Annotated in this window: 23 protein-coding genes, 1 pseudogene and 1 riboswitch; of the genes and pseudogenes, 4 read left to right on the top strand and 20 right to left on the bottom strand. The window is 45.0% G+C overall.

Going from position 1 to position 18,888, the window contains the following annotated elements; genetic code table 11:
• Positions 1–36 precede the first annotated feature (36 nt).
• From GJB59_RS08735 to ytvA, 3 genes are all read right to left on the bottom strand, one after another.
• Positions 37–333, bottom strand: a complete 297-nt coding sequence (locus tag GJB59_RS08735) for a hypothetical protein (protein WP_142826879.1) — start codon at positions 331–333, stop codon at positions 37–39.
• Positions 334–472: 139 nt separating this feature from the next.
• The gene (locus GJB59_RS08730; protein WP_142826878.1) at positions 473–892 is read right to left on the bottom strand and encodes an organic hydroperoxide resistance protein; all 420 of its coding nucleotides are present in this window, start codon (positions 890–892) and stop codon (positions 473–475) included.
• 63 nt (positions 893–955) lie between these two features.
• A complete protein-coding gene (gene ytvA / locus GJB59_RS08725; protein WP_244946833.1) occupies positions 956–1,768 on the bottom strand; it encodes a YtvA family blue-light photoreceptor in 813 nt (270 codons plus the stop codon).
• A gap of 138 nt (positions 1,769–1,906) precedes the next feature.
• Here ytvA and GJB59_RS08720 point away from each other — a divergent pair, with 138 nt between their 5' ends.
• A complete protein-coding gene (locus GJB59_RS08720; protein WP_142826876.1) occupies positions 1,907–2,611 on the top strand; it encodes a type 1 glutamine amidotransferase domain-containing protein in 705 nt (234 codons plus the stop codon).
• A 55-nt stretch (positions 2,612–2,666) separates the two neighbouring features.
• Entirely contained in the window at positions 2,667–2,870 is a 204-nt protein-coding gene (locus GJB59_RS08715) for a hypothetical protein (protein ID WP_142826875.1), read from the top strand.
• Positions 2,871–3,281: 411 nt separating this feature from the next.
• Here the strand turns inward: GJB59_RS08715 and GJB59_RS08710 are convergent, their stop codons facing one another.
• The 6 genes from GJB59_RS08710 to GJB59_RS08685 all read right to left on the bottom strand — a co-directional run bounded on the left by GJB59_RS08710 (position 3,282) and on the right by GJB59_RS08685 (position 10,558).
• Positions 3,282–4,478 (bottom strand): S1C family serine protease, encoded by a 1,197-nt coding sequence (locus tag GJB59_RS08710; protein WP_142826874.1) that lies wholly within the window; start codon positions 4,476–4,478, stop codon positions 3,282–3,284.
• A gap of 14 nt (positions 4,479–4,492) precedes the next feature.
• Positions 4,493–5,359 (bottom strand): peptidylprolyl isomerase, encoded by an 867-nt coding sequence (locus GJB59_RS08705; protein WP_142826873.1) that lies wholly within the window; start codon positions 5,357–5,359, stop codon positions 4,493–4,495.
• A gap of 130 nt (positions 5,360–5,489) precedes the next feature.
• Positions 5,490–6,893, bottom strand: a complete 1,404-nt coding sequence (locus GJB59_RS08700) for an ATP-binding protein (RefSeq protein ID WP_236015532.1) — start codon at positions 6,891–6,893, stop codon at positions 5,490–5,492.
• Complete coding sequence (locus GJB59_RS08695) at positions 6,874–7,554, bottom strand: response regulator transcription factor (protein ID WP_142826872.1); 681 nt, start codon at positions 7,552–7,554, stop codon at positions 6,874–6,876. The genes GJB59_RS08700 and GJB59_RS08695 overlap by 20 nt, the downstream gene beginning before the upstream one ends.
• Before the next feature lie 104 nt (positions 7,555–7,658).
• Complete coding sequence (locus tag GJB59_RS08690; RefSeq protein ID WP_142826871.1) at positions 7,659–8,672, bottom strand: YcjF family protein; 1,014 nt, start codon at positions 8,670–8,672, stop codon at positions 7,659–7,661.
• A 65-nt stretch (positions 8,673–8,737) separates the two neighbouring features.
• The gene (locus GJB59_RS08685; RefSeq protein ID WP_142826870.1) at positions 8,738–10,558 is read right to left on the bottom strand and encodes an LTA synthase family protein; all 1,821 of its coding nucleotides are present in this window, start codon (positions 10,556–10,558) and stop codon (positions 8,738–8,740) included.
• Between the two features lie 269 nt (positions 10,559–10,827).
• On the opposite strand from GJB59_RS08685, the gene GJB59_RS08680 reads away from it, so the two are divergent.
• On the top strand, positions 10,828–11,451 hold the full coding sequence (locus GJB59_RS08680; protein ID WP_142826869.1) for a flavodoxin family protein: 624 nt from the start codon (positions 10,828–10,830) through the stop codon (positions 11,449–11,451).
• Positions 11,452–11,505: 54 nt separating this feature from the next.
• On the opposite strand, the gene GJB59_RS08675 is transcribed toward GJB59_RS08680, so the two are convergent.
• From GJB59_RS08675 to GJB59_RS08655, 5 genes and pseudogenes are all read right to left on the bottom strand, one after another.
• A complete protein-coding gene (locus GJB59_RS08675) occupies positions 11,506–12,036 on the bottom strand; it encodes a histidine phosphatase family protein (protein ID WP_142826868.1) in 531 nt (176 codons plus the stop codon).
• A 188-nt stretch (positions 12,037–12,224) separates the two neighbouring features.
• Entirely contained in the window at positions 12,225–12,689 is a 465-nt protein-coding gene (gene ribH, locus GJB59_RS08670) for a 6,7-dimethyl-8-ribityllumazine synthase (protein ID WP_142826867.1), read from the bottom strand.
• Positions 12,690–12,733: 44 nt separating this feature from the next.
• A pseudogene (ribB, locus tag GJB59_RS08665) lies at positions 12,734–13,333 on the bottom strand (3,4-dihydroxy-2-butanone-4-phosphate synthase); the annotation flags it as partial.
• Between the two features lie 17 nt (positions 13,334–13,350).
• Positions 13,351–13,980: a riboflavin synthase gene (gene ribE, locus GJB59_RS08660; RefSeq protein ID WP_142826865.1), complete on the bottom strand. Its 630-nt coding sequence runs from the start codon at positions 13,978–13,980 to the stop codon at positions 13,351–13,353.
• Positions 13,965–14,255, bottom strand: a complete 291-nt coding sequence (locus GJB59_RS08655; protein WP_142826864.1) for a hypothetical protein — start codon at positions 14,253–14,255, stop codon at positions 13,965–13,967. The genes ribE and GJB59_RS08655 overlap by 16 nt, the downstream gene beginning before the upstream one ends.
• Before the next feature lie 63 nt (positions 14,256–14,318).
• Positions 14,319–14,489: riboswitch (FMN riboswitch) on the bottom strand.
• 102 nt (positions 14,490–14,591) lie between these two features.
• On the opposite strand from GJB59_RS08655, the gene GJB59_RS08650 reads away from it, so the two are divergent.
• The gene (locus GJB59_RS08650; protein WP_142826863.1) at positions 14,592–14,915 is read left to right on the top strand and encodes a CHY zinc finger protein; all 324 of its coding nucleotides are present in this window, start codon (positions 14,592–14,594) and stop codon (positions 14,913–14,915) included.
• A 34-nt stretch (positions 14,916–14,949) separates the two neighbouring features.
• Here the strand turns inward: GJB59_RS08650 and GJB59_RS08645 are convergent, their stop codons facing one another.
• The 6 genes from GJB59_RS08645 to GJB59_RS08620 all read right to left on the bottom strand — a co-directional run bounded on the left by GJB59_RS08645 (position 14,950) and on the right by GJB59_RS08620 (position 18,862).
• Positions 14,950–15,438: a GNAT family N-acetyltransferase gene (locus GJB59_RS08645; protein ID WP_142826862.1), complete on the bottom strand. Its 489-nt coding sequence runs from the start codon at positions 15,436–15,438 to the stop codon at positions 14,950–14,952.
• 89 nt (positions 15,439–15,527) lie between these two features.
• Complete coding sequence (locus tag GJB59_RS08640) at positions 15,528–16,352, bottom strand: metallophosphoesterase (protein ID WP_142826861.1); 825 nt, start codon at positions 16,350–16,352, stop codon at positions 15,528–15,530.
• Between the two features lie 123 nt (positions 16,353–16,475).
• Positions 16,476–16,871, bottom strand: a complete 396-nt coding sequence (locus tag GJB59_RS08635; RefSeq protein ID WP_142826860.1) for a VOC family protein — start codon at positions 16,869–16,871, stop codon at positions 16,476–16,478.
• Between the two features lie 136 nt (positions 16,872–17,007).
• Positions 17,008–17,793: an ABC transporter permease gene (locus GJB59_RS08630; RefSeq protein ID WP_142826859.1), complete on the bottom strand. Its 786-nt coding sequence runs from the start codon at positions 17,791–17,793 to the stop codon at positions 17,008–17,010.
• A complete protein-coding gene (locus GJB59_RS08625) occupies positions 17,790–18,671 on the bottom strand; it encodes an ABC transporter ATP-binding protein (protein ID WP_142826858.1) in 882 nt (293 codons plus the stop codon). Before GJB59_RS08625 ends, GJB59_RS08630 begins: the two co-directional genes overlap by 4 nt.
• Positions 18,668–18,862 carry a PLD nuclease N-terminal domain-containing protein gene (locus GJB59_RS08620; RefSeq protein WP_142826857.1) on the bottom strand — a complete coding sequence of 65 codons (195 nt, stop codon included), beginning with the start codon at positions 18,860–18,862 and terminating at the stop codon, positions 18,668–18,670. The genes GJB59_RS08625 and GJB59_RS08620 overlap by 4 nt, the downstream gene beginning before the upstream one ends.
• Positions 18,863–18,888: the final 26 nt, after the last annotated feature.

Below are 18,888 nucleotides of genomic sequence, written 5' to 3'. Positions count from 1 at the left end.
ACCTCCTGTTTGATTTTAGTTTTTTATCTTTGGAGCCTACTTGCCTTTGTTCTTCGGATGGACATCTTGTGGATGCCCGCCGTCGTAATCAGAGTCATTTCCTCCTGAGTTATAGGAATCATTGGTTGAATCCTCCTGCTGCATTTCATCAGGCTTGTGGTTTTGAACTGAAGCATCTTCGGGATGCCCGCCGTCGTAATCGGAATCGTTGCCGCCTGTATTAAAGTGTGTCTCCTTGTTACTCGAATTCGCCGAAGCAGATTTGAGTTTCTCAGAATTCTGCTGCTCGTTTTCCTCTTTACCCATTCCTCCATCCTCCTCAAGATTCGTCATAACTTTGCACTCTTTTTTTACCCCACACTATATTTTTAAAACCATATTTTGTATTTCCCAGCCTGTCTTTAGGTTTTTTTTTAGTTTTATCCATAAGAAAAAGCCGGAAAGATTTCGCTTTCCGGCTTTTTGGAAGTTCTTAAACTATTTTCAATTCCACTTCAACATTGCCTCTTGTTGCTTTAGAGTATGGACAGAATGCATGCGCTTTTTCGACAAGATCTTTTGCTGTCGCTTCGTCAACACCCTCTAAGTGGGCGTTCAAAGTGACACCAATTTTGAATCCGCCATCGGCTTCATCTTTTAGGAAATGGACATCTGCTTTGATGGAGGTACTGGAAACTTCCGCTTTTTCTCTTTTAATGATCAGATTTAATGCTCCATCAAAACAAGCAGAATAGCCTGCTGCAAATAATTGTTCAGGATTTGTACCTTCTCCTCCGGGACCGCCTAATTCTTTTGGCGAAACCAATTGAAGATCCAATACATTGTCTTCGGAAATAACTCTGCCTTCACGGCCGCCAGTGGCTGTGACTGTTGTTGTAAATAATGCTGACATTTTTCCAACCTCTTTCCTGATTTGTATTTGGGAACAGGTAAAACTTAACTCTTCTCTCAATCCTTAGTCAACTGATATGTTCTTTCCGCCTGATTGGAGTGTGATAAAATTCAAAGCTTTCTCAATTGTTGAAAAAGTTATCAACCGGCTGTCACGTTCTAAATCATTGGCAAATTGCTGGGCGGCAGCAGGTGAAATGCCTGTCACATAAAGCTTGCTTCCCATAATCCGAAGTGCATCGTAAATTTGCGTAAACCAATAGAGCGGTGACTTTTCATTCCATGACAGCCCTGTGATATCAATAATGGCATGCTCGATGCGATGTTCCTGGACATATTCACAAATTTTCACTTTCAAAGTTTCAAAGCGCTGAAAATTCATCGTACCCACCAGTGCTACCGTCGCTACATTTTTTTGCACGGACAAAATAGGCAGCATCAGTTTTTCAATCTCACTTTCATTCGCCATAATCGCTTGTTGCTGAGCGCGCTCCAGTGTAATGTCTGTTTGGGTTCCAATAAAATACAGCTTGTCTTCTATGCGGACCGGTTCAATAGCCAGCCGATTCCAAAAAGGAGAGCCATCCTTGCGATAATTCAATAAAGTCAGCATGATTTTTTCTTCGCTGGCAATAGCTTTTTTCATTTTCTCAATATCTTCTTTCGCTGTATCGGACCCCTGCAAAAAACGGCAATTGCGCCCAATCACTTCTTGCTGTGTATATCCGGTCATTTCAATAAAGGTTTTGTTTGTGTAGATAATGGGATTATCTTTCTGTGACGGATCGGTAACAATCGTTCCTACTTTACTGCCATCAATCATAGCTTCAAGTAAAGTTACTTGGGTTTTTTTGGTTAACTCTTTCAAGCGGCACACCTCGTCTTTCATTTCATTTAATAAATGTAGCATAATCTTGAAGTCATTTCCAAGCCCGCATCTATTGTCACGTTTCAGGATTTTTCTTACAGGGTAAGTGAAGAAACAAGGAAGTTTTAAAAGTGGGAGGAAGATACGATGGCAAAAGTACTAGCAGTATTATCGAATGGCTATACGGACGAAGAAAATAATTACGTGACCGGTTGGTGGGCAGAAGAACTATTCGCACCGGCTTTAGAACTTGAAAAAGAAGGACATGTTGTTGGACTTGCATCCATTGACGGAGGCAAACCTGTTGTCGACCCGCTCAGCCTCAGCAAAGATTATGATCCCGATGGAATTTATAAAAAACAATATGACTCAGGCATGGCGGATAAAACAACGCCGATTGTCGATGTCAAGGCCAGTGAATACGATGCTATCATGATTGTTGGCGGACACGGAGCTATGTTTGACTTGGCCCACAATGAAGATTTGCATGCCGTGATTAATATTATCCATGAACTGGGCGGTATCGTTTCAGCTGTGTGCCACGGCCCGGCTCCACTTGTATATACGAAAACCAAAGAAGGCCGAGGAATTCTTGAGGGTCTTAAAGTCACTGGCTATCCAAACGCCAATGAACCCAAAGAAGTGGTGGATTTATTGCCATTCAGCCTCGAAGACGAATTGAAAAAAATCGCAGACTATCATGAGGAAAAAGAACAGGATGCCTATGTGGTGTGGGGCAGCAAGCAAGTTCTTACAGGCCGCGACCCGCAATCTTCGCAGTTGTTTGGACGCGAATTGGCACAGAAATTATCTCAGCGCGAGTTGCAGTCAGAAGAAAAATTCCGGGATTGAATCTTCTCCATATAGGGTAGATACAATGTAACAGCAAGTTCGAGGAGGCAGTCAAATGAGCAAAAGTGATAAAGATGAATACATGAAAGAAACTAAAGAAGAAGCACAGAACCATCCGCCAGAGGAAAAAGAAGGGATACAGGAGCCAAGAACCACAGGCTACAAGCCATTGCAGCTTGGCATCATCATATTTGTCGTTTTGGTTCTTATCCTTGTAGGATTTGGAATTGCAACTGACTGGTTTGGAGTTTTCAGCTAAGTATCTGACCCTATCATTTATTTTTAAGTTTTTCTACACCAAAAGGCTTCCCGTTTGTCGGGAAGCCTTTTTCGCATTTTACCAAATTGTGATTTTACGGTCATGCGGCACATAAGCCGCTTCGCCAGCGCGTTGGACCTACACGGGCGCTTACGCTTTTCTTCATTGTCCAGACTCCAGCGCCCAGATTCTAGGGTCATAAGCCACACTGGCTGTGCGGCTGAAAACATGCCGCTTCGCCAGTGCATCTTATGCCCGTCGAATCTAAACGGGCGCTTCCGCTTTTCTTATTGTCCAGGCTCCAGCACCCAGCCCCTCGAGTCGCTTCACCCTTACCAGCAATGGCAAAGACCGCCATTACCGGTAAGGGTTCCAGCGCTTGTCAGGGCTAAACGGGCGCTTCCGCTTTTCTTATTCAATACTCTCTGTTAACGGAAGTTCGAAGTTCATGAGCTCTCCGTTTCTATAGGCTTTCACAGTTAGCGTATCTCCGACTTCAGTTTCGTTGTAGAGGTATTGGCGAAGTTCGAGTACTGAATTAACTGCTTCGCCATCCATTTCGACGATGACGTCATAAGCTTCCATTCCTGCTGTAGCTGCTCCGGAACCTTCAACCACCGATTCCACCACGATGCCGCCTTCCACTTCTGCCGGCAAGTTCAACTGGCTGCTGCGGTATTGTGCCGGCACTTCAGCCAAATCCAAAATCGCAACGCCCATCGATGGACGATCTACAGCTCCTTCTGTTTCCAGGTCTGAAATAATCGGTATGGCTGTGTTAACAGGTATTGCCAGGCCGATGCCTTCTACAGCGTCCTGGGCAATTTTCATGGAGTTGATGCCGATGACTTGTCCTTCGGCATTAATCAACGCCCCGCCGCTGTTCCCTGGGCTGATAGCCGCATCGGTTTGAAGAACCTCAGATTGCCAGTCTTCCGTGCCGTCCTGATTTACATCTATCGGTACCAGGCGCTCAGTTCCTGAAATGACTCCTGTAGTTACCGATCCAGAAAACTGAAGTCCTAGTGGATTCCCAATAGCAATTACCGGCTCACCCGCCTGCAATACAGACGAATCCCCGAACTCAGCTACCGTTGTAATGCTGTCACCTGGAACTTCCAAAACAGCCAAGTCGGTCCAAATATCCGTTCCCAGCACTTTAGCGTCAAGTTCCGTTCCATCCGACAAGGTAACCATTACTTCTTCTGCGCCTTCCACAACGTGGTTATTGGTCACAATATACGCAGTGTCGCCATCTTTTTTGTAAATAACGCCAGATCCTACTCCAGCTTCCTGTGATTCTGCATCCTCATTGGTTTGTGAAGCAAACGGATTTTGCTGCGCTGCCTGCAAATTGGAAACGCCGACCACAGCGTCAGTGGTTTTTTCCACGATTTCTGTCACGTCGGAAGTAACAACTGTGGACGTATTTTGTAAGCCGCTGACCGATTCGGTTGTTGGCGTTGATTCAGCGCTTCCTAGGTCTGCATCGGTCATTCCCGGAAGAATCACCCCGACCAACAATGCTCCTGCAACGAGTCCCGTAAAACTTGAAGCGAAATAGCCTTTTTTGTTCCCTTTCGGTTCGGATGAATTATAGTAGCCCATTTTTATTTCCTCCTCTATTCTGTCAATGTATTGACAACGTCATATGATTCGGTTTTCTCTGCCAACCATTCTGCATATTTTGTATTCAGCGCTTCGTCAAACAAGGTTTCCTTGATCTGTTCTTTGCTGTCTTCCAAGTTGGCTTCAGCGGCTTCGGTTTTTCCGGTCACTTGAATGATGTGAAAGCCGTAATCTGTTTGGACAGGATCACTGATTTCATCTACTTCCATACTGAATGCCGCTTCTTCGAACTCTGGCGCCATCTCCCCTGCACCAAATGCCCCAAGTGCGCCTCCGCTCTCGGCATTGGCTGTGTCTGTAGAATATTCAGCTGCAAGTTCGGCAAAATCGCCTCCTTCATCCAACTTCGCTTTAACCTCATCTGCTTCTTCTTGAGTGGCTGCCAAGATATGGCTCGCCTCTACCTGTGAAGGCTGCTCGAACGATTCTTTGTTTTCTTCGAAATACGTATTGATTTGTTCATCCGTTATTTCGATATCCGGTCCGATGATTTTTTCAACCTTCAGGTAAGTTTCCATTTCCTCTTCCAGATCCGCTATCGACATTCCACTTGAAGCAAGAGCCTGTTCAAGTGCCTCTGTGCCTCCGTAGCTTTCTTCGTAGACCGCCATTTCCGCATCAAGCTCTTCCTGCGTCACCTTGACATCTGCGTTTGACGCCTCCTGGTTGACGACCTCGTTGGAAATCATAGCGTCGAGTGTTGCGGCACCAGCAGAAGCCACCATTTTGTCATACAGCGCTTCTTTCGTTATTTCTGTATCGCCTACCGATGCGACTGTCTCGTCTTCTGAAAATGCCACCATCATAAATATTGCTATGGCTGCCAGTACGCCAATCACAATGTATAAAAGTTTTTTCATGGATAATTCCTCTTTTCCTAAGTTCTTATACACAGCTTATCAAGCAATTATGAATAAACTATGACCAGAGTTTTAACAAAAATAAAAAGTTTTCCAAACAAAAAAACGACTTGGGATTGCTTCTCCCAAGTCATTTTTTATGCGGCAATTGGATGATGAATTTCGTCCCCTGCCCCTTTTCGCTTTCTACATGGATTTCTCCGTCATGCAGTGTCACTAATTTTTTAACAATCGATAAGCCCAGTCCAAATTGGCCGCTCCCGCGGGATAAATCCGCTTTGTAGAACCTGCGCCAAATCATATCGATTTCCTTTACATCAATTCCTGTCCCATCGTCTTCTACTGTAATCACCATGTGATCCCTTTCAGAATGCGTTGTTAAGGAGATGGTGCCGTTCTCTGTAAACTGAATAGCGTTTTTGACGATATTCATCAAAATTTGAATCAACCGATCCATGTCCCCATAGATAACATCACCCGGATTGGAATTGATGACAATCGTATCGTTTTTCTCTTTTGCCTGCAGGTAAAGCTGCTCCTGGATAATTTCCAGAAGTTCGTCTGCATCGATTTCCTCTTTAGTCAGAATCACCTGATTGGACCTGATTTTTTCGTAGTCAAGGTTTTCATTGACCAGCCGCATCAGCCGCTTTGTTTCCTCGCTCGCCAGGCGGATCCCTTTTTCGCGCTGGCCTTCTTCAATCATATTGTTGCGCAGCCCTTCAATGATGCCGGCGATTGTCGTCAAAGGCGTCCGCATTTCATGAGAAACGTCCGCCATAAACTGGCGCCGGCGATTTTCAAGCCGGTCGATTTCTTCGTTGGACTGCTGCAGTTTTGCAGCCATTTTGTTGAAATCATGCGCCAAATCACCAAATTCATCAAAATTCGATTCCGGAAGATTAACATCGTAATGGCCTTCGCTGATCATGGAGGTCGCTTTACGCATCCGCTGAATCCGGCTGACGTGCATTTTTGACAGCCACAGGCTAAGCAGCAGCGCAATCGCCAACGCAACTAAAATTGTGGTGATCAAAGTTTTATTCAATTCAGCGATCATTTCACTGATGCCGCTGACAGGAGAGGCCAGCAGGACGCCGCCAGCCAATTGGTTATTTTCAAAATACGGCATGGCTACGAATGTTACTGTAAATTCAAATCGCTCGACATCGCGATTGACCACAAGCGTTTCTCCCTGTTCAATGACGCTCCATTCCTCCTGCGTCAGCTCCACAGGCGGAAATGAACCAGCTACCGGATACAGAATACGGCTTTGCTGATCGAAGACGATAAAGTTTATATTCTGAGCTTCTAAAATGGATACATAGGCTTGCAGGTTGGTACCCGGCCGCGGCCGTTCGAGCTCGGCAATAATCTGTTCGCCATAGTTCTCCAGCTCTTCCGCTTTTTCATTGTAAGCAAAATCATCAACATAGCGGACGAATAAAATGCTCAAAATCAAAAAAGCGATCAGCAAAATGCTCATATGGCTGGCAATCAGCTGGTAGAAATACTTAACTCGCGTGTTCTTCAAATTTATAGCCAACTCCCCATACCGTATGGAACAGCTTATCGCCGCCATCGATCTTCTTGCGAAGGCGTTTGATGTGGACATCTACTGTGCGCTCATCGCCATAAAACTGGTAGCCCCATACTTGCTCCAATAATTGTTCCCGGCTGAACACCTGCTTCGGGTGCTGCAGGAAGAATACCAGCAAATCGAATTCCTTTGGTGTCAGGCTGTCGACTTCCTGGCCATCCTTCAAGATATTGCGTGTTTCCTTATTGACAGTAAAATGGGCGGTTTTAATAAGGTTCGAAATGGTTTCCGCCTTCTGGGTCCGGCGCGTAACCGCTTTGATTCTGGCCATCAGTGTCAGCGGGCTGAACGGCTTTGTCACATAATCATCTGCCCCCATTTCAAAGCCGATGACCTGATCCGATTCGCTGTCTTTAGCCGTCAGCATGATGATTGGGACCGAATTTCCTTCCTCCCGGATTCTTCGGCACAGCGCGATGCCGTCCATTCCTGGAAGCATCCAATCCAGTATCAGCAAATCGTGCGAGCCCTCTTTATATTTCTGGTAACCTTCCAGTCCGTCAGCTGCAAACTCGCCCTGGATGCCTTCTTTTGAGAAAAACAGTTCGAGCATGGAGCTGACGCTCGGGTTATCTTCCACTACCAATATCTTCATCCCGCACCTCCGCCTATCTTTCTCCTAAAGGTAAATGACAAATCCGAAAGACGCAAGCAAATTGAAAACCGCCCTTCTATGCAAGAAGGGCGGTTCGGCAGTCGTCAGGCTTTTTTCTCGCGTTTTTTCAGTTTCTCGAACAAGTCGCCGATCATGTCATAGTCAATGGCGATATTGTTTTCGTAAGCATATTTCACGCCATAGCCAAGCGCCAATGTCATGGATGAAGCGACAGTTCCACCAATAATAGAACCTGCTCCAGGAATAAACTTCAACGCCTGACGGTAAAGGGTATGGCCGATCGTCTGTGTCGCAGTGATGACAATCATGTCTTTGGCTGCTTTTTTGGTTAATGGTTTATCGTAAAGATTCGACAATTTGATAATCAAGCCAACTTGCAGTGTTGTCAGCGGCAGTACGTCTGAACCCGGGATGGGCGATGCCCCGATGACCCCGGCTGAAATGCCGGCACCAATAATCCACCGTGTAGCAGCCGAGGATTTTTCTTTCATGCTTTTGGCGAAGAGCAGGTCCTTACCCTTCTTTTCGAGCAAAAAAAGAATTTCCTTCTTTAAAGTTTCCAGGTTTTCTTCTGTTTTTGAAGAAATTGGAATGACTTTGTATTTATGTCCCGTATGATCTTGGACAAATTTGATGATGGACGGAATATTTTCCGCCGCATCGATTTTATTTAAAACAATTAAGATATCTTTATTGTGTTTTTCGATTTCATTGAACTTTTCTTTTTCACTTTCAGAAAACACCGTGCCGGCTGCATTCAGGAAAAACAATACAACATCGGATTTCTGCACAAACTCCAAGGTTTTTTTAGGATTTTCATCGTTCGGATCGTTCAATCCCGGTGTATCCATGAACTTGATGTTTTCCAGCCCGCGAATATTATAGGGATCCACACTGACTGTTTCTCCAGGCATCGGATTCGTACTGGCAATATCCTCACCGATTATTTTATTGACAGTGGAAGACTTGCCGGCATTGACTTCGCCGATCAAAGAAATCAAAAGCTCTTGATCCAGTGCATCATTTACTTTTTTCATTTCATTTTCAAACATTTTGTCCATTGCTTGCATGACTTCTTTTTCAAATTCTTTTACCATAGACCTTTTTCCCCCTCATCTCTAGCTTACTGTCTATTATAGTGGTTTCTCTTTGCCTAAGGAAATTATTCCTCTATATAGTCCTTCAATAGCAAATCCGCATAATTCATCAAGGTTTCAGTATCTTTGATATGCTTTTTAGCCTCGCTATTTTTGCTGCGTTTCTCCATGGTTTTCAAATCGTACAGTACTTCAGGCAACTTTGCACCGGGTGCTTTATAGAATTGTTCCGACTGGATATAAGATCCGCCAGGCAAATAATAGCGCATGCCCAATAGATTTTTTTTGTATTGGAATAGGTTATGGCCCATCATCGGCTCTTCATGTTCGACTCCGAGCAAGGCCAACAGCGTCGGCATAATGTCTGTCTGCCCAGCAATTCGTGTCATTTCTGTCTCTTCGAATAGATTTCCGCCTGTAAAAATCAGCGGAATGGTGTATTGATCTTTCAAGGAATAGTCATGTCCCAAAAAATCGCCCAATAACAATTGATCTTCTTCCGTTACCAGCGTTCCGTGCATACCGGAATGATCTCCGAAAATCGCAATCAGGGATTCGTCATAAATTCCCTGGTCTTTTAATTCCTGAATGAATACACCGATCTGTTCATCTGCGTAACGGATTGACTGAAAGTAATTCCCAATATACATGCCTTCATATTCTGCAGGCAGGTTTAAATGCTGCATGGATTCCGGCATTTCGAATGGCGTATGGCTCGTGACTGTCACAATATTGGCGTAGATGCGCTCATAAGTCTCCAATTGCCGGGGCAATTCATTTGCTGCAAAATCAAACAGCACTTCATCAGCTGGACCGAAACCGACATTTTTGATATCTGGAAGATCATCAATTGAGAAAATCTCTTCATAGCCAAGAACCGGATAAAGAACGTCGCGGTTCCAGAATGTTACATCGTCCGCATGATAAGTGGCAGAGCCGTAACCATGCTCTTTCAATGTCCGCGCCAATGAAGGTGCTTCTTTACCGGAAAGGCTGTTCGCTGTAGGAATCATGCCTTGCGGATACAGTCCTGTATTGGTCATCCATTCGGCATCAGAAGTTGTGCCCGCTCCCACCTGCTGAAAGACATTAGAAAAATAAGCACTTTCAGTTAACAGCTTATTGAGGTTAGGAGTAATTTCCTGGCCGTTCAATGTTCGGCCGATGACAAAATTCTGCAAAGATTCCACTTGAATAACGAACAGGTTGCGGCCTTCTGCAACTCCAAAACTTTCATGTTTACTGACCTTAACAAATTCATTTCCTTTGAGCTCTTCCAGCTCTTTTGCGGACAGTTTGCTTGAAGAGGCGTGGGCAGTTTCAGTTGAACGGTTATACAATTGAACCACTTGAGACTGCAAAAAACCATTTTCTTTCGCAAAATAGGAAACGTCGATGATTGGCTGCTGAAGCGCATAGACAACCGTAACTGTGCAGACTGCTGCCATGCTTACCGCCACGTACTTCATCGCAGCTGGTTTCACTGGCTGTTTCCAGCGTCGTACAAGGAATAGCAGCAAAACTGCATCCAGGAAAAACAGAAAATCCCATGGGGTCGACAGCATTGTAATCGTACCGCTGACAGAGCTTGACTGATTCAACTGCTGCAAATCGTAATAGGAAGGAATAGTAGAATAATAGCGGATATAAAGTGTGACTACGAAAAAAATGATGGAAGTGAGCAAGTTAAAAATCCAAACTGCAAGCCAAAGCTTCTTTTTAGCTAACAGCAAAACAACCGACAACAAAAAAGCCCACATTGGAAACTCAATCAACACAATATGTAAAATCGATTTAGTATCAAAAATAAGGATACGAAAAGCACTTACTTTAATTAATAACAAAAGAAAGATCAAAGCATAAGGCAGCATATCTGTTTTCTTCATTTGGAACACCTCTTTTCTACAGACGATTACCCACATCGGATGTTGCATAAATTTGGTCTAAAAGGGAATAGAGAATTGTATACGTTGAACTAATGATCGCCGCCTGCCGATATTCCGGTTTTCACCATCACCTCATTCACAAAAGCGGCTGGATAATCCAAGCTTGCCATTAAGCCTCTATTTTTAGAATTACGGTGCAGCACATGCAGTGTGGAGAACAAATATATTAGCTCAATTTGTTAGCCTAACTAATCATAAGGAGCGATAAGATGCAGACATTAAAAGCAGTTTTTCTCAATACTTCATTAAAAAATTCAAAAGAACCTTCTCACACAGAAGCGTTTATCCACGATGTACAGGTCCATTATAATCAGTTGGGTGTTGAATCCGAGATTATTCGTTTAGCGGATTACGACATTGCCTATGGCGTGCAGGAAGATATGGGTGAAGGGGATCAATGGCCACAGATTCTCAAAAAAATATTGGCTGCAGATATCGTCATTATTGGGACGCCTCTCTGGCTTGGAGAAAAAAGCTCACTGGCCACCCAAGCAATTGAACGCCTATATGGCAGCAGCGGTGTCACCAATGATAAAGGACAAGCCATTTTCTATAATAAAGTCGGAGGTGTGGCTATTACTGGCAATGAAGACGGCGCCAAGCATGCTGCGGCGTCCATTCTCTATGGACTTTCACATATCGGCTTTGTCATCCCGCCTAATGTTGATGCCTATTGGGTTGGTGAAGCAGGACCCGGCGACTCCTATATGGATGCTGGAAGAGACAATGAATTCACCAAATCAGCCATCCAGCGGCTTGCCTACAACACCTATCATTTAGCAGGTCTGCTCAAAAACACTCCAATTCCAAATGAAGGCAATACACTTGAATAAAGGAAGGCACTTCAGCCGGCAGCAATTCTATACGCTGTCGGCTTTCCTATGGAGTCAGCTCCACACTCGCTTTACAATAGGAGTGCCTCCTCTTATCTCGACTTCATAGACATCCGGATTTGTCAGCCTCTTCCACTCCGAAAACCCATAGCTCGCATCAATTTGTTTCAGAAGCAACCCCAATAAATTCCCGTGAGTCACCGCTGCAGTTCTGTCTTTCATTTCGTTCAGTACCTCCATTGCACGATCCGTGGCTTCTTTTCCCGATTCACCCCCGGCGAATTTCAAATCCGCATTATTGAAAGACTCCTCCAGCTTTTCCATCCAATCCGGCAGATCTTCAGAACTTAATACGCGTTCAGCCAATCGGTCATCAATTTCAATCGGCAAGTCCATCCGATCTGCTGCTGGTTCGATGGACTGAATAGCGCGTGTAAATGGACTCGAAATGAAATGAATAACCTGTCGATTTTGCAGAAATTCCGCCAAGTCCTGCGCCTGTTTTTTTCCTGCTTCGGTCAATTCTGCGTCGGGCGCCTGCCCAGTCGCCTGGCAATGCCTGATCAAATAAATTGTCTTGTTCATAATCCCACACCCTAATTCGATTTTGTCTCTCAATTTGCAAGTCCTATAACCCAGGAAACGGGTTCGCACCGATCTATGTTCACTCTATCAGTGATTCGGCAGACCTAGTGCTGTTATACATCACATTCCCCTAAAACTCATTTTTTAATCTCGAAAAAACCCCTGAGCAAAAGCCCAGGAGCCGGATATTATAATTTTTTCATAAGATTCGCCATTTCAATTGCGCCTGCTGCTGATTCCCAGCCTTTGTTGCCTGCTTTTGTTCCTGCCCGCTCAATCGCTTGTTCAATAGAGTCGGTTGTCAATACACCAAAAATGACAGGAATGTCTGATTGGTCGCTTGCTCTGGATACGCCTTTAGCAACTTCGCTGCAGACATAATCGAAATGCGGCGTAGCTCCTCTAATAACAGTTCCTAAAGTGATGACTGCATCATAGTTTCCGCTCATCGCCATTTTTTTTGCGACTAGCGGAATTTCAAAAGCTCCTGGTACCCAAGCGATTGAGACATCATTTTCTCCAACGCCGTGACGCTTCAACGCGTCTTCTGCACCACCCAGTAATTTGCTTGTGATAAATTCGTTAAAGCGTCCGACAACTATGCCGATCCGCAGTCCTTCACCATTTAAATATCCTTCAAAATGTACAGTCATGCAATTCCATCTCCTCTGGTAGATTAATAGGCTGTCGTGTTTTGGTTCTTTTGCTGGTATGATACCAAGTCTTTAATGGTGAGAATTCCAAGCTCGAGCCGCTCTGCTACTTTCAGCAAATCGTCCACTCTAGCCATTGTGCCGTCAGCATTCATGATTTCACAGATGACTCCTGCCGGCGGAGAGCCTGCCAGCTTCGCTAAATCGACCGCTGCTTCAGTGTGTCCCGTGCGTTCAAGCACACCGCCATCTTTAGCAATCAACGGGAAAATGTGGCCTGGACGTTTAAAATCCGCCGCTTTCGCATCCGGCTTCACCAAACTGGTGATGGTGTGGGAACGTTCATAAGCACTGATTCCTGTCGTCGTATCTTTGTGGTCAATGCTGATGGTAAAAGCTGTGCCAAATTCATCCGTATTATCATCGGTCATAAGACCAATTTCTAATTTTTGGGCGATAGATTGAGCAACGGGCACGCAAATCAGCCCTCTTCCTTCAGTCGCCATCAAATTGACGATTTGGGGTGAAGCAAACTCAGCCAGTGCGATAAAATCGCCTTCGTTTTCTCTATCTTCATCATCAATGACGATGATGGCTTTGCCATTTTTCAAATCTTCAATGGCTTTTTCCACTGTGTAGAACATCTCTGCTGCGCCTCCCTTTAAAATCCATTTTCAGCCAGCCAGCTTCGGCTGATTTTCGGTTCCGCTGTCTGAATGCGTTCGGTATATTTCGCCAATAAATCGCATTCAATATTGACCTTGCCGCCAATTCCTTTATCTCCTAACAGCGAATCTTCCTGTGTAGTCGGAATAAGGGAAATGGTCACCGTATTATGGCCAAGCGCAAAAATGGTCAGTGAAGTGCCATCGACTGCGATGGAACCTTTCAGCATCATGTACTTCATTAGCCGCGGTTCAAGCTCAATTGTTTTGGTCACAGCATTCGCTTCTTTTTTCACCGAGCGGATCACGCCGACACCATCAATATGGCCGCTGACAAAATGGCCGCCAAAACGGCCGTTAGCTGGCATTGCACGTTCTAAATTTACGCGTGATCCTGCTTTTAAACTGATCATTGTCGAAGACTTGACTGTTTCCGGAATGACATCAACTGTAAAAGTGCGGGAGTTGAATGCCGACACAGTCAAACACACGCCATTAATGGAGATGCTGTCTCCACGTTTGACGTCCTCTAGGATCAATTCGCAGGAAATGGTCAATTCCATCGCCTGCGGTTTGGAACGGACTGAGGCCACGTGGCCAACTTCTTCAACTATGCCTGTAAACATTTAGCCACACTCCTCCGTTCCGGTCGCATGAATAAATTTGATTGGGGTCGTACGGGTAATTGGGTGCTTTCCACCATGGGGCGTATGGGTGGTGAGGAAAGGAAATTTCTGTAGGTTGGTCTGTGCATGTGCCCTGCTTCTTTATCAAGATGGCCGTTTTTCCGGCCGTTTTTCATACCTTGAAAAAGCTCTTTTTCCGCAGAGGAAAGGAGCAGGATTAAAGATGGTCGCCTTGTAATTTCCGGGACTGGTCCCTCATAAAGGTTTTTGGTCATACAAATTCCTCCTTTCAATTTCAACTCAATTGAAAAGAAGAGGCACATAACGAAGCCGATCTCTAGATTCTTCTCCCATCCAGACTGTAACTGTCGGTGCTGGAATTTCACCAGCTCCACCGCTTGGACGCGCACAACATAGTGGCCTATGCCTGCGTTCGTCTAACCGGGTCACGGACTTGCAGTTTCCTGCTCACCGCCGGTAAGGAATTTCACCTTGCCCCGAAGAATTAGATTCGTAGTTTCGTCCTTTTCATAGTAGCATAGAAAGAACGCAAACCATATAAGTTGAACCACTTAAATTATCTGATTCCGTTTCAGAAAGGGAGATTTGATATGCCACATCATCAAGTCGTAAAAGGCATTAGCGTGGATGCCGAAACACGATGCGCTCATTATCATTCATCCATCGACCGGATAGCCATCAAATTTTTTTGCTGCCAGGAATATTTTCCGTGCTTTGAATGCCACGAAGCCGCTGGATGCGGCAAGCCACAGGTTTGGCCCAAGGAACAGTTCCATGAAAAAGCAGTGTTGTGCGGAACATGCGGACATGAGCTGTCAGTCAACGGCTATTTGGCCTGTGCATCTACTTGTCCAGTCTGTTCTTCGCCATTCAATCCCGGCTGTACCTTACACAGGCATCTGTATTTCGAATAAACGCAAAAAAGCCAAGTGATAGGCATTACTGCTATCACTTGGCTTTTTTGATGTATAAGGACATCACAAACTGCTCACCTTTTGACCGCATGATCCGCCGGCCGGTATCTTTAAATCCCGCTTTTTGATACAGCCGCTGCGCCGGGATATTGCGCGCATTGACACCTAAAACCACCTCATCAAAATCAGGGAATTCCTCTTCCAAAAATTCCGGCAATGCATAGATGGAACCTGTTGCAATGCCTCTGCCCTGAAATTTGGGATTCACAGAAAATCCTCTCAGCAGCAAAGCATGGGGATTATCTGAATACTTCTTGCGGTCTGCCGACTCGTCCAATTCAAAAAATCCGGCATCTTCACCGCGTGCTTTGATGATGATAAAATGTTTTAACGGATCTTTCGCATCTTTTTCAATAATTTCTGTAGGCAATCGGGTAAATTCCAACTGATCTGACGGCAAATCGTAATCAATTGACACTTTCGAGGAATACCGGTGCAATGTAACTTCCTTTTTCTTAATCACGGTGAGCAGCCTCCTTATTTACAGTAAATATCCCACTAACAATTTGGATTCGACTACAGCAAACGCCTGAAAAACTTGCTGCAGCAGTGTTATTCCTTTTCCAATGTCACAACGACAATTTCCGGCAAATTGAAAATGCGAACAGGAAAAGTGCTGTTGCCAAGACCACGGCTGACAACCATTTGGGATTGGTCTATTTCAAATATTCCTTCGGTCACTTTTGGAAACCACCCTTGTCCCGGGGCAATCAAACCACCAAGTCCCGGTATGCGGACTTGCCCTCCGTGAGCATGTCCAGAAAAGACGACATTCACTCCATCTTCGGCGTAAATGGGAAAGTGCTCCGGACGATGAGCAAGCAGCAATGTAAAATCATCTGTCATTTGTGCACTATCAAGGCTTTGGCGTGTTGCTTCTTCTTCATGGATATCGGGCTCCATCAATGGGTCATCGATTCCTGCAATCTGAATCGATTCTCCGTCCCTTTCCCATTCCACCGAATCGTCTGCCAAGACGGTTACGCCCCTTTGCTGCAGAGCAGCCGTAATTTCCTCCACCTGATTGGAAGCAACTTCATGGTTTCCTGTTACAAAATACACATTGCTCATCTCAACCAGTGCATCCACCAGAACCAAGCTCGCCTCCAAGTCATAGCGATTGCTGTCAACAAGATCTCCTGTTAAGAAAATGGCATCCGGATTAGCCGCTTCCACTTTTTCTATCAATGACGATTGCTTTCTTCCGAAAGTCGCATTATGCAAATCAGACACTTGAACAATTTTTGAACCGTTGAAAGCTTCTGGCAGCTCTTCTGATGCCACCGTATATTCAGTGGTTTGCACCGACTTATTGCTGTACCAGATTCCACCCCATACCAGTAGCACGAGCAGTATAAATACTGCGAGTTTCTTCATAACATTTTACCCTCTATTCGATTCTTATTAAATCATTTGGGTTTACACACTCCCAAACATTTCTCCTAGGCTTCCTGACGCACGTCAAGTAAAAAAAGATCCAACTCTCCTCGTCAAATATGGTCAGCCTTTTTCACCGGGCGCTGTAATCTCAATCTTTAAGCGATCAGGACCTTCCAGAAAAACCGCATAATAATCCGGGCCTCCTGCAAAAGGATGGAGATCTTCATACAGCACTCGCGCTCCCCATTGTCGCATTTTTTCAGTCATCTCGTCCACTTGCGAGCGTGATGCTGCATGAAAAGCTAAATGGTTGAGTCCTGTTCGTTTGCGGTGATATGGAATCTGAAGAAACTTTTCTTCCGTTTGCACAAATACGATATACGTGGACCCAGACTTGTAGCTAAATCCTTGGTCCCACTCTTGAAACAATGCATAGCCAAGAGGCGGCAGCAATTCACTGTAGAAAGATCTGGATTCCTTTAAGTTTGAAACGTTCAGTTCAACATGATGGAGCATTTGCTGCAACCCCTTTTTAAAATTCCGACAGCTGATAGCCTGCTTTCCTGGCTTATCACAGGAACCGTGCCCGAAGCGGTTAAGAAAATGATAATTCATAAATTCAACTTATTTAGCAGTTTTTCCGGCCCCTCAGCTAAACTTTGGTTTTTGCTTTATTTTTCCAGGATATCCAGCTGCCGAAAACAAGTAAGGCTAAAATGATAAGAGCAGTAATTCCAATTGCCCCTGCGAGGCTGCCGCTGTCCGGACTGTCTGCCAGCCAGGCTGCTGCATATTGAGGCAGCTTTACCGGCGAGATGGACCAAGCTGCCCCAAATAAACCGTCTGTTAATTGAAGAATCAGATAGATGGCAAATGCAACAGCCGCTGCAAGCCCGCCATTCGGCATAGCAGCACTCGCCGCCACTATAATGGAAACGATGAGCAGCACCCAAATGCTGTAGGTTCCAACCATTTGAAAGAGCTCCATCCCTTCAACTCGATCAAAAAATAATAAGGTATAGTAATAGCCCGCCAGAAAGCCAACCCAAACGCTCACTAAAGAAATGGCCGACGCCATTACCCATTTGCTTAGAAAATAGGCTGGAAAAGAAAGTGGCCGTACGTACAGCAATGTGGCTGTTCCGCTTTTGCGCTCTCCTGCAACGGTTCCCATGTAAGCAAGAATCAGCACAGCCAACCCGATTGTTTGAAATTGTTCCATGACTGCAGTTAAAATCTGTTCGGGAGGCGGTGTTGGAAATTCAAACACCGCTCCTTCCGGCAATCCACCAGATGACTCTAGAATTTGCGGCAGAAAAAAATTTACTACAGGTTCTGTGATTCCCAAAAGAATGAAAATGGCAGGTACCCAGTAAATCTTATAGTTCCGTATATTTTCCCGCCATTCTTTTTGCATCAGAATGCTGAACTGTTTCATTTGGCAGCGACCACCTTTAGAAAAATATCTTCCAGAGACGCTGTTTGGTAATCGACTCCCAGAATATCCTGTTTTTCAGAAGCCAGAACTTCAAGCACTTGCTGCATGCTTGGTCCGTTCTTGTAAACCGGAAGAAAAACAACAGCTCCTTTAATCTCCCGCTCCCACGTCAGCCGGCCAGCGAACTCTGCCGCTTGGTAGGGGTTAGTAAAACGAATTCGGATATGCGGACTGGCATGCCGATTCTTCACGTCATTCAGCGAACCCTGCTCAATCAAACGCCCGCCTTTCATAAAGAGCAGCTGGTCAGTCATTTCTTCAGCATCATTTAATATATGGGTGGAATACAGGATGGTCGTATCCTGCTGCAGAGCTTTCAATAAGTCCATAATTTCCCTGCGGCCAGTCGGATCCAACGCTGAAATCGGTTCATCCAGCAAGAGTAGCTTTGGCTGATGGACAATTGCCTGAGCCAGACCCAAGCGCTGCTTCATTCCACCTGAAAAGGTGCCTGTTTTTTTATTCATCGCACTCTCAAGACCTACAAATCCTAAAGTGCGTGATGCCTGCAGCCTTGCTTTCTTGGACTCGATGCCACTTAGTTTCGCAGCCATCTCCGTAAATTCAAGCGCTGTCAGCCACGGAAAGAATTGCGGATACTGAGGCAGAAAACCAATTGTCAGTCCTTTGGCCACTGTAATTTTGCCGCTCGAGGGAGACAACAGGTCAGCCAGCATCGACAAGCTTGTCGTTTTGCCTGCTCCGTTTGGGCCAATCAATGCCGTAGCAGTCTCTTTCTCCAATACAAAAGAAAGATCTTCCACTGCACTTTCCTGACCATAACGTTTTGTCAGCTTTTCCACTACCAGTATGCTCAATAATTTCTCCTCCCAATAACGAAGTATAAAATAGGTCCAATGATGTTGATTACGACAATCAGCACAGCCCACATCCATTTGGGTCCATTTGGATTTGGGTTTTTAATCAAGTCCACCAAAGCAAAAATCATTAATGCAAGTTGAATGATGAGAATTGGCAGCAAAGCCAAAACCAGTGTTGTTTGATCCATGAGATGTCACCTCTTTTTTTATTTCC

The organism is Planococcus soli, assembly GCF_016881065.1.
Lineage (GTDB): Bacteria > Bacillota > Bacilli > Bacillales_A > Planococcaceae > Planococcus > Planococcus soli.
This window is presented reverse-complemented; position numbering and strand designations above follow the sequence as displayed.